Below are 23991 nucleotides of genomic sequence, written 5' to 3'. Positions count from 1 at the left end.
TGTGTACAATGCGTTTATACAAATATCATTAACAAAAAACCCTAAAGAATATGAAAACAGAAGTCGTTTTTTTAAAAAACCTCGGATACAGATTGCCAACCAATTGCTGTCTTTTGATAATATTGAGCACGGTATACTTAGAAAGTCTACCGTAAAACTAAGTTTAGGATATTTAAAAAAAATATTTAGACCAAAATGGGAGTTAGAGCTTCGAATTCAAGGAGAAATAGACTGGCGAATTCATTTTGCACTGAATTGTGGTGCTAAAAATTGTCCACCTGTTCAAATATATTCCCCTAAAAACTTGAATACAGCACTAAATTTTGCCACAAAAGAATTCTTAGAGACTCAAACTACTTATAACTTAAAAAATAAAACAGTTAAGACAACAACGCTATTCTCTTGGTTTAGAGGAGATTTTAAAGGAATTAAAGGTGTAAAAAAAATTCTTATCGATTATAAAATTGTCCCTGAAATGCCAAACCGATTAGTTTTTACAAATTATGATTGGACGCTTAGTTTGGCTAATTATAGAATAATACCAAAGTAGTTACCCTTCTTTTTCGTTTTCTTCAATATCTGTAGTAAGATCTAAATTTCTAATTGTTGGACTAACTACTACTGTTGTGGCTACAGTAATTATGGTCATAGTACCACCAAAAACAACAGCTGCAACTGGTCCTATAATTTTAGCTGCTAAGCCACTTTCAAAAGCGCCTAACTCATTAGAAGAACCAACAAACATAGAGTTTACAGAAGATACTCTTCCTCTCATTTCATCTGGTGTTTTTAACTGCAAAATAGTTTGGCGAATTACCATAGAGATACCGTCTGCAGCACCACTTACAAAAAGGGCTAATAAACTCACCCAAAAGATAGATGATAAACCAAAAGCAATAATACTCAAACCAAAGATAAAAACAGATATCAACATCTTTTTACCTGTATTTTTATTAATAGGTATATATGTTGTTAGCAACATCGTTATTATACTACCAACAGAAATAGAAGCATTTAAAAGTCCAAAACCCTCTGGTCCAACTTTTAAAATGTCTTGAGCAAAAACAGATAAAATAGCGACTGTTCCACCAAACAAAACCGCAATCATATCTAAGGTTAATGCGCCTAAAACAGCTTTATTACTAAATACAAATTTTATACCTGCTTTTAAACTTTCTCCAATTGGTTCACCTTTTTTTTTATTTAAAATAGGCTTCTTTTTAATTAAGAATATAAATATTAGCGAAAGAATTACCAAAATAAATACGAATAATAAAGTGTTATCAACGTCTATCAAACTTATAAGGAAACCTCCACATAAAGCCCCAGAAACAGCAGCTATCTTCCATGTACTTGAGCTCCAGGTTGCAGCATTATGATATATTTTTTTAGGCACCAATAAAGCCACTAAAGAAAAAATAGTTGGGCCAAAAAATGATCTTAAAAATCCACCAAAAAATACAAACCCATAAATGCAATACAAAACCGCATTTATAGGCCAGTTATTTATAATTTCATCTGAAGTTAGTAAAAACAAACCTAAGCTTATTAAAGAAAAGGTTGCAGTGCAGAGGGCTAGTAAGTTTCGTTTTTCTTTTTGATCTACAATGTGGCCCGCGAATAAGGCCATAGAAAAGGCGGGAATAATTTCCATTAAACCAATAATACCCAAAGAAAGAGGATCTTTCGTAATTGAGTATACTTGCCATTCAATGACTATAAACTGCATAGACCATCCAAAAACTAAAAGAAATCTCGCAAATAAAAAAATATTAAATTCTCTAATTCTTAGTGCTGCATAAGGGTCTTGCTTTGCCATTTTTTAATTTAATTTCATGTCCATTAAAATAGCAAATGTTTGGTTGATGTCTTCTTCATTTACAACAATTGTCATTTCGTTAGTCGTTGAGATAATTTCTTGTAACGAAATATCTGCCCAAGCTAATTGTTTTAAAATGAAGTAATATATACCAGACTGTTCTAGATTTTCCTTTGGTAATTTAATTGTAATTGAGGCTAAATCTAACATACTATTTGTAAGCGATTCGTCTTCAAAAATGTCCTCAACAAACGGTCTTAAGTTTTTACTCGTTACAATATTTGTCTCAAAAATACCTTGAGAAACTGTTAGAAAATAATCTGAACTTTCTGAGGATTTTGTAAGTATTTTAGCAATTTCTCTTAGTAAAGATGTTGTATTTTTAAAAGTAAAATCGCACAAATCAGAACGTACAATAACATCACCTAAATCTAAAGCTAGCTTTTTAATATTTTTTCGGATACGTAATTCGCTTGCAGGAGATAATCTGTTAATAGCCATCATTACTGCACCCACTTTAACTTCTTTCTTTAAAGTCTTGGAAACTTCTGGTAAAATAATTCTAGCAAGAGAAGAAACATTAATTAGCTTTTCATGAAGTGCTTCTTCTATAAAAGGCGTTTTTCTAATTGTACTTTCAACAACTTCTTGTATTGTTTTCATAGTAATTGTTTAATATATTACAATAACGTTCAAAATTAAACAATTAATCCAACTTATTAGTTAACTTTTTAAATTCTTTTTTTGGATTCTTATTAGCATACAAAATACTATAAACGGTGTCTATAATTGGTGTTTTAGCATTATTATTTTCTTTTATTTTAAAAGCACTTTTAGTAGCATAGTAACCCTCTGCAATCATGCTCATTTCGTGTTGAGCAGAAATTACAGTGTAACCTTTACCAATCATATTGCCAAACATTCTATTTCTGCTAAAAACAGAATATCCAGTTACTAACAAATCACCTAAATAAGCAGAGTTATTAATGTTACGTTTCATTTTATGTACTTTCTTAATAAAACGTTTCATTTCGCGAATTGCATTACTCATTAAAACCGATTGAAAGTTATCTCCATAACCCAAACTATGAGCAATACCTGCAGCCACAGCATAAATATTCTTAAGCATTGCAGCATATTCTGTACCTATGATATCATCAGAAATTTTAACTTTTATGTACCAACTTTCAATGGCTTTAGCCATAAACTTTGCTTTATCTTCATCTATACAAGCTATTGTTAGGTAAGACAAGCGCTCCATAGCTACTTCTTCTGCATGACAAGGTCCAGTAATTACACCTATATTTTCTAGAGGTATATTGAACTCTTCATTAAAATGTTCGCCAATAATTAAACCTGTTTCTGGCACAATACCCTTTATTGCAGAGAAAATAGTTTTACTATCTAAAGATGCTGTAAGTTTATTTAATTCGCTTGTTAAAAAAGCAGATGGTACAGCAAAAATTAAAATAGAGTAACTTTTAACAATGTAATTTATATCATCTGATAAGTCTAAAAACTTGGCGTCTACATCTGCAGATGATAAGTATTTAGGATTGTGGTTGTTTGCTCTTATATGTTCAATAGAATGTATATTCCTCATATACCACCCTATTTGATCTTTATTTTCTGTGAGCATTTTAACAATTGCAGTTGCCCAGCTTCCTCCTCCAATAACAGCAATTTTCTGTTTGTTATCCATACTTAATTATTTAATGATCAAAAATAAGAAAAGTATTAAGTTATAAAAGAAAGGAGTTGTCATTTATTATATTTGTTTAATATTTTAAGCTTTATGAATAAGTGTTTTTTATTTATTTTTTTACTTTTATCCTCATTGATTAGTTGTAAAAGTACAGAAGTAAAAGAAGGAATTAAAACTGATATTTTAGACCAAAATTCTTCAAGGTCTAAGAATGTTCAAATCTTAAAAAAGGAGTTTATTATTAAGAACTTAAATACAATTTCTCATAAGGTTTGGGTTTATTTACCTCCTAATTATGCAACATCTACAAAAAGATATCCTGTAATTTACATGCATGATGCTCAAAACTTATTTGATGCTAAAACCTCATATGCGGGTGAATGGAACGTAGACGAAACTTTAAACAACTACTTTAAAACTACTAAAAAAGGGTTTATTGTTGTTGGTATAGAAAATGGAGGAGAAAAAAGAATTGAAGAATATACACCTTGGCCAAACAAAAAATATGGTGGAGGAAAAGGAGCGGTCTATATAGATTTTTTAGTAAATGAACTGAAAGCTTATATTGATGAAAATTACAGAACAAAAACCAAATCCAATCATACTGCAATTATTGGTAGTTCTCTAGGAGGTTTAATTTCCTTTTATGGAGGTCTAAAATATCCTGATGTTTTTGGTAAAATAGGTGCACTTTCTTCTTCTTTTTGGTTCTCTAACAATAGTTATGCTTTTGCTTCAAGAAATAGCAATACAAAAAACACAAAACTGTATTTATTGATAGGTGATAAAGAAGGTGGCTCTATGGTTTCTGATACAGAAAAAATGGAACAGTTACTATTAGAAAAGGGTTTTCCAAAAGAAAACTTAAAGACCAAAATTGTTGCTGGTGGTAAACACACAGAATCATTTTGGAAAGATGAATTTTTAGAAACAATACTATTTTTATACAACTAAAATATGATGAACGTTCAAATTATAAACAAATCTAAACATGCAACTCCTAATTACGAAACAGAGGGTGCAGCTGGTATGGATTTAAGAGCAAATATAGAAGGTGCAATAATACTTAAACCTTTACAGAGAGCTATTATTAAAACAGGCTTATATATAGCTTTACCTGTAGGTTTTGAGGCTCAAGTAAGACCTAGAAGTGGTTTGGCAGCTAAAAATGGAATTACTGTATTAAACTCACCAGGCACTGTAGACGCAGATTATAGAGGAGAAATTGGAGTAATTTTAGTAAATCTTTCTAATGAAGATTTTGTTATAAATGACGGTGAAAGAGTTGCACAATTAGTCATAGCAAAACACGAACGTATAAGTTGGAAAGAAGTAACTGTTTTAGAGGAAACTGAACGTGGTTCAGGAGGATTTGGAAGTACAGGGGTTTAATTAACAAAAAGGTTAAATATCCTTTTTTTAAAAGCTATAATAACTTATAAAGTTGACTCATTTTACGAACATCTTTTTTCAACAACTTAAAAGATAAGAAAACATGAGTATGATATTGGTAACCTAACTTTTTATAAAATTCGAAAGCTTGTTGTTTGGCATCCATAGCATCTAACCAAATTGCTTTATAATTCTTTAGTAAAGCTTCTTTTTCTAACCAATTCATTATAGCTTTTCCTACTCCTTTTCCTTGAAGGTTTTTGTGTAAATACAATCGATGTAATTTTACCAGATTTAGTATTTGTTGGTTCTTAAGGGGTTCATTCCAAACAACTCTAAAGTTTCCAACAATCTCATCATTTACTAAAACAAAATAATAGTTTGCCTTTTCTTGTTTTAGCTCTTTTAAAATATTAGCTTTAGAATATTGTTCATTAATATACCAAACACCGTTATCTGCCCACAGAAAGCTATATGCAGCAGGATAAATTATACTCATTAAGTTACTCAGAACATCTACATCTTGTTCTGTAATTTTTCTTAAAGCTATATTTTGTGTAATAGATATCATTTGTATAGAAAAACCGTTATAGATTGATTAGTTCTATAGCAGCTTAAAATAATTTACTCTTGATTTTCAATAGCTTCTTTTATTTTATTTTCTAGTTCTTCCATTAATTCTGGATTGTCTTTAATTAAGCCTTTCACAGAATCTCTACCTTGCCCTAGTTTGGTATCTCCGTAACTAAACCAAGATCCACTTTTCTTAACAATACCTAACTCAACACCAATATCTAAAATTTCACCAACTTTAGATATTCCTTGTCCATACATAATATCGAATTCTGCAATTTGGAAAGGTGGAGCTACTTTGTTTTTAACAACTTTTACTTTTGTGCTATTTCCAATAACTTTATCTCCATCTTTAATTTGCGTTCTTCTTCTAATATCTAAACGAACAGAAGCATAAAATTTTAATGCATTACCACCAGTTGTTGTTTCTGGGTTGCCAAACATAACTCCAATTTTTTCTCTTAACTGGTTAATAAAAATTACTGTACAATTTGTTTTAGAAATAGTACCTGTTAATTTTCGTAAGGCTTGCGACATTAAACGTGCATGAAGACCCATTTTAGAATCACCCATTTCACCTTCAATCTCAGATTTTGGTGTAAGTGCTGCCACAGAATCAATTACTACAATATCTATTGCTCCAGATCTAATTAAATTATCTGCAATTTCTAATGCTTGCTCTCCATGATCTGGTTGAGAAATAATTAAATTATCTATATCTACACCTAAATTTTCTGCATAGAATTTATCAAAAGCGTGTTCTGCATCAATAAACGCTGCAATACCACCTGCTCTCTGGGCTTCTGCAATTGCATGTATGGTTAAGGTTGTTTTACCTGATGATTCTGGACCATAAATTTCAATAACTCTTCCTCTTGGATAACCACCAACTCCTAAAGCTAAATCTAAACCTAAAGAACCAGACGAAATAGCGTCTACATCTTCTGTTACTACATCTCCTAACTTCATTACAGAACCCTTTCCATAAGTTTTATCTAACTTATCTAAAGTAAGTTGTAATGCTTTAAGTTTTGCTGTTTTTTCTTTATCTTCTGCCATATATCTTACAAATATTAATATTATTATAATGTCCACAAGTTACAAAAAACTCTTCTCTTTTACATAACAAAAGATCTTCATTTTATCTTATTTTTACTAAAATTTATCAAATATGAAATCGATAATTGTTTTAGAAAATAATAACAGTAAAGTTCGTTTAGAAAAAGGTGAATTAATTAGTTTTATTTTTAATGCTGAGGAATTTATTCATCAGAAAGGAGACAAAGGATGGCGAAAATCGGATGATGAAATGTTTCCTGTAATAGGACCCACTTCTAAAAACAATTATATAATACATACCAAAAAAGGAAATGCTATTCAGGATCAGCACGGTTTGCTTCGTGAATTAACGTATAAATTATATTATAGTAGTGATACTTCTGCTAAATTTTAGTAAAATTATGCTAAAAATACTAAAATAACCAATACAAAATTTCCAGAAAAATCTACTGAACCAATTTAAATTGGCCTTTTGATTTTAGTTTCGAAAAACGTTTTACTTTAAAAGAAGGAATCTGAGAAATAGATTTTAAGATAATATCTGAGAAAGGAATGCCTTATATGTTAGGTTATCATCCTGCTTTTATGTTATCTAATACTAGTAAGGATATTTTAATAGCGAATGATAAAAAAATTACTTTAAAAGATGTTTATAAAGTAGGGCATAATGCTTTTCCTGTTTTGAATACAGAAAAAATAGTTTTACAAAATACTTGATAGAAAACATTTAGAAATTATTACTAAAGTTTTTAACAATTTTATGTTATGAACGCAAGTGGATAACATGTTATGTATAGAACCAATTACATAATATACTTCATATATAAATCAAAAATTTTCTGAAGAAAATATGAGTATTTCTAAAGGAATAAATAAATTTTCAATACATATTAAGCTTATTTAACTTGGAAAAAAAACACCTTCATTTCATATTTAATAAACCTTATGGTTATTTGTCTCAGTTTATAACAAATCAAACTAAAAGAAAGAAAAAAATGTTGGGAGAATTATATGATTTTCCTGAAGGAACAATGGCTATTGGACGTTTAGATTTTACCTCTGAAGGTTTACTTTTATTAACAATAGATGGTAAATTTTCTCAAGAAATTAGAAGTAATAAATATGAGAAAGAATATTATGTACAAGTAGATGGTTTAATTACACAAACCGCAATTGAAGCGCTTAAAAAAGGGGTAGAAATTGGTTTTGAGGGTAAAAAATACATCACAAAACCAGGTAAAGTTTTTAAAATAGAAGATCCTAACTTTCCTTTACGAAGTTAAAAAATTAGAGATGATAGATATGGACCTACAAGTTGGATTTCTGAAATCATTAGAGAAGGTAAGTTTAGATAAGTGCGTAAAATGACAGCTGTTGTTGGTTACCCAACTTTACGTTTAGTGCGTGTTAGAATAGATACATTTACCTTAGATAATTTACAAAATGGTGAAGTTAAAGAAATATCTCAACTACCTTAATCTTTATCCATTCTAATATGTGGAATTTCATCTTCTAAATATTCATCATTAACTTGATAAAACCCATGAGATTCATAGAATTTTTTTAAGTATTTCTGAGCAGAAATAGTAATCTTATCTTCCTTAAAATTACTTTTAATTACTGTTATAGAAGCTTTCATTATTTGATGGCCAAAATTAAATTTTCGTTCAGAATCTTTTACAACAACTCTTCCAATACTAGAGTTTTTAAAATAATCTCCTGGTTTAAAAATACGTGTATAAGCTATTAATACATCATTTTTGTAACCTAAAACATGTAATGCTTTTTGATCTTTAAAATCTATATCTTGGTATACACAATCTTGCTCAACCACAAAAACTTCAGAGCGTAATTGAAGTAAATTGTAAAGTTCTGTAGTATTTAATTCAATAAAGCTTTTAACTTGGATATTCATTAACCAGCACAGGAAATTTTGTTAACTCTATTTGCATGACGTCCACCTTCAAATTCGGTATTTAAAAATACATCTACAAAACCAATAGCTTGTTGTAGAGATACAAAACGTGCAGGAATCGTTAATACATTTGCATTGTTATGTTGTCTTGTTAAAGCAACTAACTCATTATTCCAACATAAAGCAGCTCTAATACCTTGATGTTTATTAGCTGTTATTTGTGCACCATTACCAGAACCACATAAAATAATACCTAGCTCTGCTTTACCAGATTCAACTGCATCTGCTGTTGGATGAATAGTATCTGGATAATCCATAGAACTGTTAGTATCTGTTCCAAAATTTAAAACAGTAAAACCTTTTTGTTTTAAGTGTTTTATAATTTCGAACTTGTATTCAGTTCCTGCGTGATCATTACCTATGGCAACTGTCATAATAAATTGATTTTATTGCGTTTAACAGGTACAAAAATATAGAATTTAATGGTTATGAACAGGTACAAATTTTTAAAACTTATTAATTTTTAATAACTATTTATTTTTAAGTTATTTATCTGTTTTAAGTAAATGTTAAAAACTTATCATTAAAAACTCGAAAGTTTTTTTGGTGATTTTAAATTTTATTACAATAGAAGTAACTAAACCATATACACAACTTTTATTATTCTTTTTTAATAAAAGTTTATCAACATAAAATATACTATTAGTTTACATTAAAATTAAAAATAATTATAAAGAAAACTATGTGAACTACTATTTATAAGTCTTGTTAATAACTGTATTTTTGTGTTGATTTTTAAGTTATTGAGTTATTTATAAGATGTCAATTATTTTTAATAAGTGATATTATTAAATTTTAAAATAAATTTTTATTATATATATTCACATACTATTATAAACATCATTGTTTTTTAAATTTTTTTAAAAGAAAAAATATAATATTATATAATGTTAATAAGTTTAAAAATATGAATATTTAGAAAAGCAAAAGAATTAAAATAGTAATGAAGGTAAAATTAAATAGTTTTGTTTTTTGTATTAGTAATAGAATGAGTGTTTTCTTGAACTACTCCAGTTTCTTTCGGAATTTCTGTTTTGTTTAATGTAGTGTTTACAATAAAAAAAAGTAATTAAAATTCCTGCAACAAAGATTACCTAGAATAATGCAATAACTTTATGTAATTTTTTCATGGTAAATAGTTAACCTTCATTATTTAAGACATAAAAAAATGCAAATTGTTACATATATTTTAAGAATTCTTTAATTTTTTAAGTATTTACTATAAATCTTATTGCTTTTTTAATAACATTAAAACTAACTTTATTAGTACCAATTAATTCTCCATCAGCTTGTATATAAGTAGTAGTATTGCTAGATTCTATCGTTATTTTAGAACTTTTATAATTAGAAATTTTCTTTAATTTATAAAGCGAGCCTTTAAATAACTTATTTATATTTAATAATATCGTTATTATTTTAATATTTTTTACGATGGTAATATCAAATAAACCATCTGCAGGATCTACGTTATTAGTAAACTGTAACCCACCACCTGCATATTTACAAATTCCTACAATTGTTAATAATGATTTTGTTTCTATAATTTTATTATTAAAAGAAATTTTAAATTTTGACGTATTATAAGATAATAAACTATTAATACCAGCTAATAAATAACCAATAGCTCCAAACTTTTTTAAATTGTTTAATTTATAAATTACATATCCATCAAAACCAATACCAGCAACATTTATAAAATAATCAAAAGTATTATTTACTGTTTTACATAAGCCTACATCTTGTAAAATAGTTGAATTTTTTTTAATAATTTTTATAGCTTTAGTAGTATTATTTGGAATTTTATAAGTCTTTACCAAATCGTTTCCTGTTCCAATAGGAATTACACCAATAGTTATATCAGTAGTTTTTACGTATGTTTGCAACATAATACCATTAACTACATGATGTAGCGTACCATCTCCACCTACAGAAATAATTTTTCTAAATCCTTTTTGAATAGCTTGCTGTACTAGTTCAATTTCATGTTTAGAAAAAGCTGTAAAAGAAAAAGAATAACTAATATTATTTAGTGATAATTGCGTTTTAATTTCTTTCCACTGTTTGTTAAAAATCTTGTTTCCTGCAGTAGGGTTTGCAATTATAAACCAAGAATTTTCATCAGTTTGATTGATGAATTCAGACATAAAATATAGAATTAAAAAACTTCAATGTATAAAATTGAATTATAATAGTTTGTTAACCTAATAAAACTTAAATAATTAGTACTTTGGTAATTATTATAATAGAATAAAATTTAATGACAAGAAAGAAAAGAAAAATATTTAAAAAGAAAGGAAAAGTCATCAAAGATTTAACAAGAAATATATTTAAAATATTAAATAAAGATAGTAGTAAGTTTTACAATTATAAGCAAATAGCATCTAAATTAAACGTTTCGGATACTGATGGTAAAACTCAAATATTAAAAAAGTTAGCTGAATTAAAAGCTAACAAAAAAATAAAAGAAATTGATAGAGGTAAATTTCAAACAAATGAAGATCGTAAATATTCTATTGGTACTTTAGATATTACATCTAATAGAAATGGATATTTTGTAACGGACGATTATGAGAATGATATTTTTTTACCAAACATTAATTTAGGTAAAGGTTTACATGGAGACGTTGTAAGAGCATATGTATATAAACGTAAAAGAAGTCATAAGTTAGAGGCTGATGTTGTAGAAGTTATAGAAAGAGCTAAAACAGAATTTGTTGGGATATTACAAAAAAATAAAAACTTTGGTTTTGTAATCTGTGATAACCATAAAATGTATGCTGATATATTTATTTCACAGAATAAATTAAATGGTGCAGAACATGGAGATAAAGTACAAGCTACTATTTCTGATTGGCCAGAAAACTCTAAAAATCCGTTTGGAAAAATTACTACAGTTTTAGGTAAACCTGGAGATCATACTACAGAAATGCATTCTATTCTTTTAGAATATGATTTACCTTATAAATTTGAACCAGAAGTAGAAAAAGAAGCACAAGAATTACCAATAGAAATAAAAGAAAAGGAAATTGCCAAACGTAGAGATATGAGAAGCGATTTAACGTTTACTATAGATCCAAAAGATGCAAAAGATTTTGATGATGCATTATCTTTTACAAAACTAGAGAATGGTAATTATGAAATTGGTATTCATATTGCAGATGTTTCTCATTATTTACAACCAAAAACTATTTTAGATGACGAAGCTTTTGATAGAGCAACATCTGTGTATTTAGTAGATAGAGTTGTACCAATGTTACCAGAAATGTTAAGTAATGGTGTTTGTTCTTTAAGACCAAATGAAGAAAAATTAACTTTTTCTGCTGTATTCGAGATCAATGAAAAAGCACAAATTAAAAATCAGTGGTTTGGTAGAACAGTTACTTATTCAGATCAACGTTTTGCATACGAAGAAGCACAACATATTATAGAAAATTGTAAACTAACAGAAGAAGTTAAACCTTTTACAATGCCTGTAGATATTTCTATTACAGATGCTACTTATGAAGTAAAGGCCGATGTTGTAGAAGCTACCCTACAGTTAGATAAATTAGCTAAAATTCTGCGTAAAAAACGCATGAAACAAGGTGCAATTTCTTTTGATAGAGTAGAGGTGCAATTTAATTTAGATGAAGATGCAAGTCCTGTTGGTGTATTCTTTAAAAGTTATAAAGACGCTAATAAATTAATTGAAGAATTTATGTTATTAGCTAACAGAAAAGTAGCAGAATATATTGGTAGTAAACAAGGTAAACCTTCTAATAAAACATTTATTTATAGGGTTCATGATGAACCAGATGTAGAAAAATTAGCTTCTTTACAAAATATTATTAGCAAATTTGGTTATAAAATTAATACAGATACAAAAGAATCAACATCAGAATCCTTAAATCAGTTATTAAATGATGTTCAAGGTAAAGCAGAATCTAATATGATTGAAACTTTAGCTATTAGATCTATGTCTAAAGCTGTGTATACAACTCACAATATTGGACATTATGGTTTAGCTTTTGATTATTACAGTCATTTTACATCTCCTATTAGGCGTTATCCAGATGTAATGACCCATAGATTACTGCAACATTATTTAGATGGAGGAGAAAGCCTAAAAGCAGATCTTTATGAAGAAAAATGTAAACACTCTTCTAAAAGAGAAGAATTAGCCTCTAAAGCAGAACGTTCATCAATAAAGTACATGCAAGTTAAATACATGCAAGATCATAAAGATGAAGTTTTTAAAGGTGTAATTACAGGGGTTACAGAATGGGGAATCTATGTAGAAATCACTAAAAATAAATGTGAAGGAATGGTTAGAATTAGAGATATAAAAAGCGATTATTATATTTTTAATGAAGATCAATATGCTATTGTGGGTCAGTCTACAAAACACATGTATCAATTAGGTGATAATGTTAAAGTACAAGTTAAAAAAACAGATTTAGAACGTAAACATTTAGATTTTAATTTAGTAGAAGATTAAAGGGTTATTAATTTGATTAATTCTATTATTTACTCCAATAAATTCTAATAATAATCGGTTTATAATTTATATATTGCTTTTCGAAAAAGAAAAATATTATTAAATGAAAAATTATTTTAACATACTCTTATTCAGTATTTCCTTACCCTTTTTTTCTCAGTCTAAAATTTCAAAGAATCTAGGAGATTTTAATGTAGTAAAAGTATATAATGGAATAGAATTAGAATTGATTGAATCTACTGAATCAAAATTAATAATAACAGGGAATAAATCAGAAAAAGTAACAATTAAAAATATAGATAATACACTAAAAATTGCATTACCATTTTCTATTAATCCAGAGAATAATAGTGCTAGCGGTGAGGTTTTAGTACAATTATTTTATAACAATCCTATAGCAATCATAGATGCTAATGAAGGGGCAACTATAAAAGGAAAGAAAATTATACAAGACATATTAGAAGTAAATGCACAAGAAAGAGCTTTTATTAATTTAGTAACTAAAACTAAATATTTAAAAGTTAGAGCATCTTCAGGTGGTATTATAAAACTGACAGGAACAACTAAAACCCAAGAGGTTAGTGTAGATTTGTATGGTATTTATAACGGTTATGGTTTAAAAGTGTTAACAAATACTGATGTAAAATCCGGAACAGGAGCAAAAGCAGAAATTTTTGCAGGTGAAACCTTAAAAGCTAAAGTTAGTTTTGGTGGTTCTATATTTTATAAAGGAAATCCAAAAGTTTTAAAAGATAAAAAAGTTATAGGTGGTATTATTCAAAAAAGAGATTAATAAAATCCTTTTTGTATCTTTGTAAAACAAAATAAAAATAAAATCATGAGCTTATTTACTTTTTTAGCAATTCCAGGAGGATACTCAATAATTTTAATTGTTGTTGTTGTTTTATTACTTTTTGGAGGTAAAAAAATTCCTGAACTAATGAAAGGTTTAGGAGGTGGTATTAAGGAGTTTAAAAAGGCTTCTAAAGATAATAAAGAAGAAAAAGAAGAAAAATTAAAAGAGAAGAACTAACATATAGTTCCATTCTTTATAAAATTATAAAAGCTCTATGTAATCTACATAGAGCTTTTTAAATTAATGACTAATTTTTATTTATCTAATTTCTTAGGTTTTGCATTTTTCATTGCTTCACCTATTTGATTACTTGCAGTAAAACTAGCAACCATGTCATTTAACATTTGGCTACCTGCTTGTGGTGAGTTAGGTAATAAAATTAGATTACTGTTAGTTTCCTGTCCTATAGATTGTAAAGTATCGTAATGTTGTGTTACTACAATTAAAGCAGAGGCTTCTTGGCTGTTAATGCCAACCTTATTTAATACTTCTACAGATTCTTCTAAACCACGTGCAATTTCTCTTCTTTGGTCTGCAATACCTTGTCCTTGTAAACGCTTACTTTCAGCCTCTGCTTTAGCTCTTTCTACAATTAAAATACGTTGTGCATCTCCTTCGAATTGTGCAGCCGTTTTCTCTCTATCTGCAGCATTAATTCTGTTCATAGCTGCTTTTACTTGTGCATCTGGATCTATGTCTGTAACTAAGGTTTTTATGATATCAAAACCATAATCAGACATATATTCCTTTAACTCTCTTTTAACAGCAATTGCAATATCATCTTTTTTAACAAATACGTCATCTAACTTCATTTTTGGAACTTCTGCTCTAACTACATCAAATACAAATGAAGTTATTTGATCATGAGGATAATCTAATTTATAAAAAGCATCATAGACTTTTTCTCTTATAACCATATATTGAACAGATACTTTTAATTTTACAAAAACATCATCTAGTGTTTTTGTTTCTATAATTACATCTAACTGTTGAATTTTTAAACTTACCCTACCAGCAACTTTATCTACCAGCGGAATTTTTAATTGTAAACCAGATTGTCTTATGGAATTAAAACGACCAAAACGTTCTATGATAGCTGCTGTTTGTTGTTTTACCAAAAAGAATGAGGCAAAAAGTATTAGAATTAAAACAACAACAATAATACTAAAGATTGGATTCATATATTTTATTTTAAAGAGTTAATAATCATTAAAGTAAAGATACTATTTTTAGATAGCAATTATTGGACGCAACTATTTTTAATTTGTTACATTTTAAATATTGAATTGTAATAAAAAAACCCTAAATATCAATTATTCAGGGTTTTTTATTAGTTTTTTTCTTCTTTGTCTTTAGGAAATACTTTATATAATTTTCGATTATATTTAATCCATTTTTTATATTGTTTTTCAGACAAAATTCGCTTTACAGAGGCATTAAACTTTTTATCTTTTAATTTTAGTGCTTCAGAAATTGGAGTAAGGTTTTTAATCATCTTTTGTTGAACTTTAGTTCTATCTGAAAAGCTTCCTGATTCTCTAGCTTTCTTTTGAAAGTTTTCCATCATTTCTTTAGTGCTTCTTAATGTAAAACTATTTATACGTCTAATTCCTTTGATTTCTTTATTGTATTCTAAAAGTAATTTAGAAAATAATTTACCTTCAGTTGACGAAGTTTTAATACTTGATTTTTTTACTGCTTTTTCTATATCGTAAATAACAATACCTAAGTATTTTTCTACTTGAAAATTAGGTTCTGGAGCTTTTCTAGGGTTTTGAATCATTTGTCTTTGACGACCATTTCTCATTCCCCCTCTGTTTAGCTGACTCTGCGCTAAAAAGCTTGTTAATAACGTAATTATTAAAAGATATTTTTTCATTATGATATTTTTTCTATTGCGTTTTTAATTCTTAAAATAGTTTCTCCTTTGCCAATCATAGCAATAATATCAAATAAATGAGGGCCTGTTAATTTACCAACTAAACTTAAACGTAAAGGTTGCATTACCTTACCAAACCCAATTTCCTTGCCAGAAATCCATTCTTTAATCACTTTTTCTGTATTTTCTGACGAAAAATCTTCAATATTAGCAATTACAGTAGTTAATTCTTGCATTAATGCTCCTGTATCCGTTTTCCAATTTTTCTTGCTAGCTTTCGCATCATATTCTTTTGGAGTTTGAAAAAAGAAATGAGATAAATCCCAAAAATCTTCCATAAAAACAGCTCTTTCTTTAATAGTTGAAACTACTTTTTGTACAAAAGCTTCCTCTTTGTGAATACCTTTCTCTGCTAAAATAGATAAATATAAAGAAGTTAATTCAGCATCACTTTTTTGTTGCATGTGTTGCTGTTGAAACCATTTTGTTTTATCTGGGTTAAATTTGGCTCCAGATTTACTAACTCTTTTCAAATCGAATTCTTTAATCAAGTGTTCTAAATAAAATATTTCTTGCTCTGTTCCAGGATTCCATCCTAAGAAAGCCAACATATTAACAACTGCTTCAGAGAAATAACCATCTTCTTTATAACCACGTGAAACTTCGTTGGTTTTTTCGTTTGTATAGGCTAATGGAAATACAGGAAAACCTAATTTATCTCCATCCCTTTTACTTAATTTACCTTTACCTACTGGTTTTAAAATTAATGGTAAATGTGCAAATTTAGGTGTTTGCCAATTAAAAGCTCTGTATAATAAAACATGTAAAGCCATAGATGGTAGCCATTCTTCACCACGAATTACATGACTAATTTCCATTAGATGATCATCTACAATATTTGCTAAATGATAAGTTGGCATTCCATCACTTTTAAATAGAATTTTATCATCTAAGGTGTTAGTATCAATATAAATTTTACCACGAATTTCATCTTTCATTTCTAAAGTTTCATCTTGTGGACTTTTAAAACGAATTACGTAATTCTCTCCTGAATTTATTTTTTCTTGTACATCTTCATCAGATAAAACCAAAGAGTTTACCAAACGCCCTTTTTCACGATTGTGCCAGTTATAAATAAACGTCTTACCTTCTGCTTCATGTCCTTTTCTGTGTGCATCTAATTGCTCTGAGGTATCAAAAGAATAATAAGCCCAGCCTTTTTCTAAAAGAATATCTGCGTATTTCTTGTATAAGTTTTTACGTTCAGATTGTCTGTAAGGCCCAAACTTTTCGTTTTTGTTAATGCCTTCATCATAAGGAATATTACACCAGTTTAGAGCATCAATTATATATTGTTCTGCATTTGCTACATACCTATTTTGGTCTGTATCTTCTATTCTTAAAACAAAAGTTCCATTGTGTTTTTTAGCAAATAAATAGTTGTATAGAGCTGTTCTTACACCTCCAATATGTAAAGGTCCTGTTGGGCTTGGTGCAAAACGTACACGAACATTAGATTCCATTTTATTAAATTTAAAATGCAAAGATACTTTTTCTAAAAAGAGAATAGAAATAAGAGAAACAAAGAATTTTTATTTTCTTAGAAAGTCTTAAAAACACCAAAAGAAATGGCTACTTTTTTAGGTACATTATTACCAGACAACGCTTAGCTATATCCAGTTGTTAAACCAAAATCGCTAAATTGTAAAATACCTTATAACCCATAAGCTAAATATTCTTGGTCATTTATATACAAACTGTTTGCTGCATTGTTTGCTTGGAAAGAAATATCGCCATTGTTTAAAGATTGAGAAACATCTACAAAACCAATAAGCCATATATTCTGAGTTAGTTTTCTACCAATTTCTCCACCGATTTTTAAGTTATAGCTATAATTATTGGTTCTAATATCTGCACCAATAAAAGACTGAAAGTAGTTTTTACCAAAATTTGTACCAGCTAATAATAAAGGAGTAAAAGTATAGGCATCAAAACCAGTTCTTATTGCTGAAGTTTCATCATAAGTACCTGTATTCATTTGCATACTTAATTGACCAGATAAAACCCATTTCTTTTTTAGAAAATTGTGTTTTAAACCTAGTGCAATATTTCCAAAAGCAGTTTCATTAAAACTTTGTGCGCAATTTCCCACACATAATATTGCAGGGTCTACATAGTTGTTAATATCTATTGATTTTAAAGGCATGTTTACAAGTAAACTAGTTTTATTGGTCAAACCATATTCGCCATAAAATTGATAAGTTCTGTCTGTAATTGTACCAGAAAGGGAAAAATCTGGTTCTCCAAACATTTCAGAATAATCAGAAAATGAAGAATAAGATAGGTTTGCAAAAAAGTGTCCTTTTTCTTGTGTCCAAGGGCTTTGAGCAGTTATTTGTAAAGAAAAGAAAAGGCAATTAAAATATAAATAGGTTTCATAAGTTAGTTTTATGCTGATTTAGTTGTACTTTCTTAGAAATACTTACAAACTGTTTTAACAATTATTTGATGGTGAATCTTATCAAAAATAGTATTTTTATTTGTTGATTATGAGCCATTTCCAAAACATACAGAAAAAGTTACATCAATTCACACGTAAATTTTACACGAATGAGTTGATAAAAGGTAGCATCTTGTTTTTGTCACTAGGCTTCTTATACCTATTTTTTATTCTTTTTATAGAATATTTTTTATGGTTAAAACCTACGGCTAGAACTGTACTTTTCTGGATTTTTATTCTTGTAGAATTATTCTTGATCATCAAATTTATTTGCATGCCTATTACTAAGTTAATTGGGTTTAGAAAAGGCATTTCTTTAGAAGAATCATCAAAGATTATTGGCGCTCATTTTCCTGAAGTAGAAGATAAGTTACTGAATGTTTTGCAACTACAAGAAAACAGCAATCAGTCAGATTTAATTTTGGCGAGTATCAACCAAAAATCTGAGGCGTTAAAACCAATACCTTTTACAAAAGCAATTGATTTTAAATCCAATACTAAATATTTAAAATATGGAATAATTCCTGTTTTAATATTTGTAATTAACTTATTTACAGGTAATTCAATAAATTTAGGTAAAAGTTTAGAACGTGTTGTACATCACAGAACTGCCTATAATCCTCCTGCTCCTTTTGCTTTTTCTTTAACTAACCAAACTCTGTATGTTATACAAGGCGAATCTATAAATTTGCAGTTTAAAACCATTGGAAGTATTTTACCAAATGAGGGTAAAATTATTTTTGATGATCAGAGTTATTATTTAAAATTAGAAGGTAATGCAACATTTTCCTATACGTTTTCTGATGTTCAAAAATCAATTGATTTTTATGTTGAAGCAAATGGTGTGCAATCTCAATTTTATCAAATAATGGTTATTGGTACTCCAACTATTAGCAACATTACTTTAGATTTAAATTACCCTAATTATATAGGTCAAAAAAATAAAAACATTCAGAATTCAGGTAACGTGATTGTACCTGAAGGTACTATTGTTACTTGGAAAGCAAGCACAAATAAAACCACAAACTTAAATTTTATCAATAATGCTGAAAGAACAGCGTTTGACAAAATTTCAAATGATAACTTCCAATATCAGAGGCGTATTTTATCACCAATAAATTATCAAATAGCTTCTTCAAATGATAATTTAAAGGATTTTGAAAATCTACAATTTTCTGTATCTGTTGTAAAAGATGAATTTCCTGTAATTTCTGTAAGTTCAAATATTGACAGTATTTCACGTGGAGCAGCACAATTTGCAGGTCAAATTTCTGATGATTATGGAATTCGAAAGTTGCAGTTGGTTTATTATGATGAAGATTCTGCTGAAATAAAAAAGGAATTCTTATTGGATGTTAGCAAGCAAAATATTCAAACATTTTTCTATAAATTTCCTGAAGGATTAAATTTACAAGAAGGTATAAATTATGAAATGTATTTTCAGGTTTTTGATAATGATGGCGTAAGAGGCTCTAAATCATCAAAAAGTAAAGTTTTTAATTACAGGAAAAAAACAAAAGAAGAAATAGAAGAGGAGTTGTTTCAAGAACAAAGAAATACCATTAACGATCTAGAAAATGCTCTACAAAATCAGAAAAAACAACAACAGCAATTAGAAGATATTCAGGAAGATTTACAGAATAAAAAAAGTATCAATTGGAATGATAAAAAGAAGGTAGAGAGTTTTATAAAGCGTCAAGAACAACACAAAAAAATGATGCAAAGACAAACAGATCAGCTTCAAGAAAATTTAGATGAAAAGAAAGAAAATGATCCTGATTTACTAGAAAAGAAGCAAGATTTAAAAGAGCGCATTAAAGAATTAAAGCAATTAAGTAAACAACAAAAGTTGCTAGAAGAAATTCAGAAAATGGCTGATAAATTAAATAAAGAAGATTTAGTACAAAAGGCTAAAGCATTAGCACAACAAAACAAACAGCAACAACGAAGTTTAGAAAAGACACTAGAAATGGTAAAGCGTTTTTATGTGGAGCAAAAAACTATGCAAATTGCGAATAAGGTTGAAGAATTGTCTAAAGAGCAAAAAGAACTAGAACAAAAAGAGAATAATTTAGAGGCACAAAAAGAGATTACTAAGCAATTTGATGAAATTCAGAAAGCTTTAAAAGAACTTCAGAAAGATAATGAGAAATTAAAAACACCTGTGGATTTGCCAGAGGTAGATAAAGAGGAAAAGCAAATTGAAGAGGAGCTAAAAAAATCTGAAGAATTTATTGAAAGTAAACAATCTCCAAAAGCAAAAAGTAGTCAGAAAAATGCATCTGAGAAGATGAAAGAAATGAGCGCTAAAATGCAAAAATCTATGATGGATATGCAATCTGAATCTATGGAAGAAAACATGAATGATTTACGTAAAATTCTAGAAAACTTGGTTGTTTTTTCTTTTCAGCAAGAGCAATTGATGGATAAGTTTAGTGAAGGCTCTACTTCTCATCCAGATTTTGGAAAAGACTTAAAAAAGCAAAATGAAATTAAAACCTATTTTGAACATATAGATGACAGTTTGTATGTCTTAGCAATGCGTGTTCCAAAAATTTCAACAAAAATTCAAGATGATTTATCTGCTGCACATTATAATTTAGAACAATCTTTAGAAAACTTTTCTGAAAACAGATTTAATATCGGCTTGTCTAATCAACAATATGTAATGACAGCCACCAATAATTTAGCAGATTATTTAAGTAATATTTTAAATAGCATGCAGAATAATATGTCTATGAAAACGGGCAAAGGGAAAAAGAGTGATAAGCCAGGTTTTAATTTGCCAGATTTAATTCAGAAACAAAAAGGTTTATCTGAAAAGATGCAAAAAGGAATGCAGAAAGGAGAGAAAAAGGGTGAAGGAAAGAAAGGAGAAAAACCCGATAAAAACGGTAACCATGGTGATAAAGGTAAAAACAGAAAGGAAGGAGAAAAAGGAAGTTCTGAGGGTAAAAATGGAGAAGGTAACACCAATGATGATTTAGATGGTGAATTGTATGAAATCTTTAAAGAGCAAAGTCAGTTAAGACAAGAGCTGCAAAACGTAATAAAGGAAAGTGAGAATGGTAAACCTGGAGGAAATGGATCTGCTAAGAAAGCTCTAAAAACAATGGAGCAGTTAGAAAACGAAATTCTAGATAAGGGTTTCAACACAAATACGTTACAAAAAATGCAGAATTTAAACTATGAGTTATTAAAGCTAGATAAAGCTGCATTAGAACAAGGGAAGGATAGACAGCGTAAAGCAAACGCGAATAAATTTGAGAGTGAAAGGAATAAAGCAAGGGCGTTAAAATTCAAAAAGCAGTTTTATAATCAAATAGAGATATTAAACAGACAATCATTACCTTTGCAACAAAATTATAAAAAGAAGGTGAGAGCCTATTTTTCTGATACAAAGAATGAATAATTAATGATTGAATTTAATTACGAAACTGATTTTATTTTAGAAGATGAATCTTTTTTAAAAGTTTGGATTAACACAGTTGCTGCAGAACAAGATTTTGAGGTTGGTGAAATCAATTATATCTTTTGTGATGATGCTTATTTACATAAATTAAATGTTGAATTTTTAGATCATGATACGTTAACAGATATTATTAGTTTTGATAATTCTTTAGGTAAATTATTAAATGGTGATATTTTTATTTCTGTAGAAAGAGTTAAAGATAATGCATCTGATTTTAAGGTTTCTTTCCAAGATGAATTACACAGAGTAATGATACATGGAGTTTTGCATTATATGGGTTATAAAGATAAGTCAAGCGACGAAAAAAAGATAATGAGAAATCAGGAGAACTTAGCTTTAAATAAATTAAGTATTTGATAATCAAGTATATAATGTAAAAGTTTCACGTGGAACTATAAGAAATGAGTTTATTTTCAAGAACATATGACGTTATTGTAGTAGGTGGAGGTCATGCAGGTAGTGAGGCTGCAGCTGCAGCTGCAAATATGGGTGCACATACTTTATTAATTACAATGAATTTGCAAAATATAGCGCAAATGAGTTGTAACCCAGCAATGGGAGGTATTGCAAAAGGTCAAATAATTAGAGAGATTGATGCTTTAGGTGGTTACAGTGGAATTGTAACAGATAAAACTGCTATACAATTTAAAATGCTTAACAAATCTAAAGGGCCTGCAATGTGGAGTCCAAGAGCACAATCTGATAGAATGCAGTTTGCTGAATGTTGGAGAATAATGCTAGAGCAAACAGAAAATGTAGATTTTTATCAAGATTCTGTAAATGGTTTAGTATTTAATGGCGATAAAATTGTAGGGGTTAAAACAGCATTAGGTATAGAGATAAATGCAAAAACCATAATTATTACAGCAGGTACTTTTTTAAATGGATTAATTCATATTGGTGATAAAAGTTTTGGTGGAGGTAGAGCTGGTGAAGGAGCCTCAAAAGGTATTACAGAAGATTTAGTTGCTAAAGGTTTTGAAGCTGGTAGAATGAAAACTGGAACACCACCAAGAGTTGACGGAAGGTCTTTAGATTATTCTAAAATGACAGAGCAACCAGGAGACGAAATCACCGAAAAATTTTCGTATTTACCAACCACTAGTGCTTTGCAAAATCAACGCTCTTGTTGGCTAACGTATACCAACCCAGAAGTACATAATTTGCTTAGAGAAGGTTTTGATAGATCACCAATGTTTAATGGTAGAATACAATCTTCAGGTCCTAGATATTGTCCTTCAGTTGAAGATAAAGTAGATCGTTTCGCGACAAAAGAGAGACATCAAATATTTGTAGAACCAGAAGGTTGGTCTACAATAGAAATGTATGTAAATGGTTTTTCTACTTCTTTACCAGAAGATATTCAAGATAAAGCAATTCGTGCAGTAGCAGGTTTTGAAAATGTAAAGTTTTTAAGATATGGCTATGCAATAGAGTATGATTTCTTTCAACCAACACAATTAAAACATTCTTTAGAAACAAAGTTGATAGAGAACTTGTTTTTTGCAGGCCAAATTAATGGAACTACTGGTTATGAAGAAGCAGCAGCTCAAGGTTTAATGGCTGGTGTAAATGCTGCTTTAAAAGTACAGAGCAAAGAACCATTCATTTTAAAAAGAGATGAGGCTTATATCGCTGTTTTAATAGATGATTTAATTACAAAAGGTACAGAAGAGCCTTATAGAATGTTTACATCAAGAGCAGAATATAGAACTTTATTAAGACAAGATAATGCAGATTTAAGATTAACGCCTAAAGGTTTTGAACTTGGCTTAGCTTCTCAAGAAAGGATGGGTCGTGTTTTAGAGAAGCAACGTAAAACGGATTTATTAATTCAGTTTCTAGAAAAAACTAGTGTTAAAAAAGAAGAGATTAATCCAATTTTAGAAGCTAAGAATTTGGCTTTAATTAATCAGTCTATGAAGTTATTTAAAATTGCTGCTAGACCACAATTAGATTTTTCTGATTTTAAATCTGTAGAAATATTAAATAATTTTTTAATTGAAAACGACATTGATAAAGAGATCATAGAGCAAGCAGAAATACATTTAAAATATTCTGGTTATATCAACAAAGAAAAGAATAATGCAGATAAATTACATAGATTAGAGAATGTGAAAATTCCTGCTTCTTTTAATTATCAAAAGTTACAATCTTTATCATTTGAAGCACGTGAAAAGTTAACTAAAATTCAACCAACTTCTATTTCTCAAGCAAGTAGAATAAGTGGAGTTTCGCCAAGTGATATTTCTGTTTTATTGGTGTATATGGGTAGATAGTTTAC

At 28.7% G+C, this 23991-nt stretch carries 23 protein-coding genes and 1 pseudogene; 12 read left to right on the top strand and 12 right to left on the bottom strand.

What is annotated here, in order from left to right:
- Position 1: 1 nt before the first annotated feature.
- Positions 2–550: a DUF547 domain-containing protein gene (locus tag Q0L44_RS01145; RefSeq protein WP_296634099.1), complete on the top strand. Its 549-nt coding sequence runs from the start codon at positions 2–4 to the stop codon at positions 548–550.
- Here the strand turns inward: Q0L44_RS01145 and Q0L44_RS01140 are convergent, their stop codons facing one another.
- The 3 genes from Q0L44_RS01140 to Q0L44_RS01130 are packed head-to-tail and all read right to left on the bottom strand — an operon-like array spanning position 551 to position 3521.
- Positions 551–1819, bottom strand: coding sequence for an MFS transporter (locus Q0L44_RS01140; RefSeq protein ID WP_296634096.1), 1269 nt, complete (start codon positions 1817–1819; stop codon positions 551–553).
- A 3-nt stretch (positions 1820–1822) separates the two neighbouring features.
- Entirely contained in the window at positions 1823–2482 is a 660-nt protein-coding gene (locus Q0L44_RS01135) for a hypothetical protein (protein ID WP_296634094.1), read from the bottom strand.
- 43 nt (positions 2483–2525) lie between these two features.
- Positions 2526–3521 (bottom strand): NAD(P)H-dependent glycerol-3-phosphate dehydrogenase, encoded by a 996-nt coding sequence (locus Q0L44_RS01130; protein WP_296634091.1) that lies wholly within the window; start codon positions 3519–3521, stop codon positions 2526–2528.
- A gap of 135 nt (positions 3522–3656) precedes the next feature.
- Between Q0L44_RS01130 and Q0L44_RS01125 the strand changes: the two genes are divergently transcribed.
- Positions 3657–4478: an alpha/beta hydrolase-fold protein gene (locus Q0L44_RS01125; protein ID WP_296634090.1), complete on the top strand. Its 822-nt coding sequence runs from the start codon at positions 3657–3659 to the stop codon at positions 4476–4478.
- Between the two features lie 6 nt (positions 4479–4484).
- Positions 4485–4916: a dUTP diphosphatase gene (gene dut / locus Q0L44_RS01120; protein ID WP_296634202.1), complete on the top strand. Its 432-nt coding sequence runs from the start codon at positions 4485–4487 to the stop codon at positions 4914–4916.
- A 34-nt stretch (positions 4917–4950) separates the two neighbouring features.
- On the opposite strand, the gene Q0L44_RS01115 is transcribed toward dut, so the two are convergent.
- Together Q0L44_RS01115 and recA are read right to left on the bottom strand one after the other, a co-directional pair.
- A complete protein-coding gene (locus tag Q0L44_RS01115) occupies positions 4951–5487 on the bottom strand; it encodes a GNAT family N-acetyltransferase (RefSeq protein WP_296634088.1) in 537 nt (178 codons plus the stop codon).
- Between the two features lie 53 nt (positions 5488–5540).
- Positions 5541–6548 carry a recombinase RecA gene (recA, locus tag Q0L44_RS01110; protein ID WP_296634086.1) on the bottom strand — a complete coding sequence of 336 codons (1008 nt, stop codon included), beginning with the start codon at positions 6546–6548 and terminating at the stop codon, positions 5541–5543.
- Between the two features lie 112 nt (positions 6549–6660).
- On the opposite strand from recA, the gene Q0L44_RS01105 reads away from it, so the two are divergent.
- From Q0L44_RS01105 to Q0L44_RS01095, 3 genes and pseudogenes are all read left to right on the top strand, one after another.
- Positions 6661–6942: a hypothetical protein gene (locus tag Q0L44_RS01105; RefSeq protein ID WP_296634084.1), complete on the top strand. Its 282-nt coding sequence runs from the start codon at positions 6661–6663 to the stop codon at positions 6940–6942.
- Positions 6943–7100: 158 nt separating this feature from the next.
- Positions 7101–7265, top strand: a complete 165-nt coding sequence (locus Q0L44_RS01100; protein WP_296634082.1) for a hypothetical protein — start codon at positions 7101–7103, stop codon at positions 7263–7265.
- 188 nt (positions 7266–7453) lie between these two features.
- Positions 7454–8026: pseudogene (locus Q0L44_RS01095) on the top strand (pseudouridine synthase).
- On the opposite strand, the gene Q0L44_RS01090 reads toward Q0L44_RS01095, so the two are convergent.
- From Q0L44_RS01090 to Q0L44_RS01080, 3 genes are all read right to left on the bottom strand, one after another.
- A complete protein-coding gene (locus tag Q0L44_RS01090; RefSeq protein WP_296634080.1) occupies positions 8023–8463 on the bottom strand; it encodes a GNAT family N-acetyltransferase in 441 nt (146 codons plus the stop codon). The pseudogene Q0L44_RS01095 and the gene Q0L44_RS01090 sit on opposite strands and share 4 nt — an antisense overlap.
- The gene (gene rpiB, locus Q0L44_RS01085; protein ID WP_296634078.1) at positions 8463–8897 is read right to left on the bottom strand and encodes a ribose 5-phosphate isomerase B; all 435 of its coding nucleotides are present in this window, start codon (positions 8895–8897) and stop codon (positions 8463–8465) included. Before rpiB ends, Q0L44_RS01090 begins: the two co-directional genes overlap by 1 nt.
- Positions 8898–9731: 834 nt before the next feature.
- Complete coding sequence (locus tag Q0L44_RS01080) at positions 9732–10667, bottom strand: diacylglycerol kinase family protein (protein WP_296634076.1); 936 nt, start codon at positions 10665–10667, stop codon at positions 9732–9734.
- Between the two features lie 113 nt (positions 10668–10780).
- Here Q0L44_RS01080 and rnr point away from each other — a divergent pair, with 113 nt between their 5' ends.
- The 3 genes from rnr to tatA all read left to right on the top strand — a co-directional run bounded on the left by rnr (position 10781) and on the right by tatA (position 14033).
- Positions 10781–13000: a ribonuclease R gene (gene rnr, locus Q0L44_RS01075; RefSeq protein ID WP_296634074.1), complete on the top strand. Its 2220-nt coding sequence runs from the start codon at positions 10781–10783 to the stop codon at positions 12998–13000.
- A 103-nt stretch (positions 13001–13103) separates the two neighbouring features.
- Positions 13104–13793 carry a head GIN domain-containing protein gene (locus tag Q0L44_RS01070; protein WP_296634072.1) on the top strand — a complete coding sequence of 230 codons (690 nt, stop codon included), beginning with the start codon at positions 13104–13106 and terminating at the stop codon, positions 13791–13793.
- Between the two features lie 42 nt (positions 13794–13835).
- Positions 13836–14033 (top strand): twin-arginine translocase TatA/TatE family subunit, encoded by a 198-nt coding sequence (gene tatA, locus Q0L44_RS01065; RefSeq protein ID WP_296634199.1) that lies wholly within the window; start codon positions 13836–13838, stop codon positions 14031–14033.
- Positions 14034–14110: 77 nt separating this feature from the next.
- Here tatA and Q0L44_RS01060 read toward each other — a convergent pair whose 3' ends face one another.
- The 4 genes from Q0L44_RS01060 to Q0L44_RS01045 all read right to left on the bottom strand — a co-directional run bounded on the left by Q0L44_RS01060 (position 14111) and on the right by Q0L44_RS01045 (position 18130).
- A complete protein-coding gene (locus tag Q0L44_RS01060) occupies positions 14111–15037 on the bottom strand; it encodes an SPFH domain-containing protein (protein WP_296634069.1) in 927 nt (308 codons plus the stop codon).
- A 149-nt stretch (positions 15038–15186) separates the two neighbouring features.
- Complete coding sequence (locus Q0L44_RS01055; protein ID WP_296634067.1) at positions 15187–15735, bottom strand: hypothetical protein; 549 nt, start codon at positions 15733–15735, stop codon at positions 15187–15189.
- Positions 15735–17258: a glutamate--tRNA ligase gene (gene gltX, locus Q0L44_RS01050; RefSeq protein ID WP_296634065.1), complete on the bottom strand. Its 1524-nt coding sequence runs from the start codon at positions 17256–17258 to the stop codon at positions 15735–15737. Before gltX ends, Q0L44_RS01055 begins: the two co-directional genes overlap by 1 nt.
- A 191-nt stretch (positions 17259–17449) precedes the next feature.
- Positions 17450–18130: a transporter gene (locus tag Q0L44_RS01045; protein WP_296634197.1), complete on the bottom strand. Its 681-nt coding sequence runs from the start codon at positions 18128–18130 to the stop codon at positions 17450–17452.
- Positions 18131–18509: 379 nt separating this feature from the next.
- On the opposite strand from Q0L44_RS01045, the gene Q0L44_RS01040 reads away from it, so the two are divergent.
- Genes Q0L44_RS01040 through mnmG form a run of 3 tightly spaced genes read left to right on the top strand, consistent with a single transcriptional unit; the run spans position 18510 to position 23986 of the window.
- Complete coding sequence (locus Q0L44_RS01040; protein ID WP_296634063.1) at positions 18510–21647, top strand: DUF4175 family protein; 3138 nt, start codon at positions 18510–18512, stop codon at positions 21645–21647.
- A 3-nt stretch (positions 21648–21650) separates the two neighbouring features.
- Entirely contained in the window at positions 21651–22064 is a 414-nt protein-coding gene (gene ybeY, locus Q0L44_RS01035) for an rRNA maturation RNase YbeY (RefSeq protein WP_296634060.1), read from the top strand.
- A 44-nt stretch (positions 22065–22108) separates the two neighbouring features.
- Complete coding sequence (gene mnmG, locus Q0L44_RS01030) at positions 22109–23986, top strand: tRNA uridine-5-carboxymethylaminomethyl(34) synthesis enzyme MnmG (RefSeq protein WP_296634058.1); 1878 nt, start codon at positions 22109–22111, stop codon at positions 23984–23986.
- Positions 23987–23991 lie beyond the last annotated feature (5 nt).

The organism is Polaribacter sp. (assembly GCF_024639685.1).
In the GTDB taxonomy this organism is placed as follows: Bacteria; Bacteroidota; Bacteroidia; order Flavobacteriales; family Flavobacteriaceae; genus Polaribacter.
This window is presented reverse-complemented; position numbering and strand designations above follow the sequence as displayed.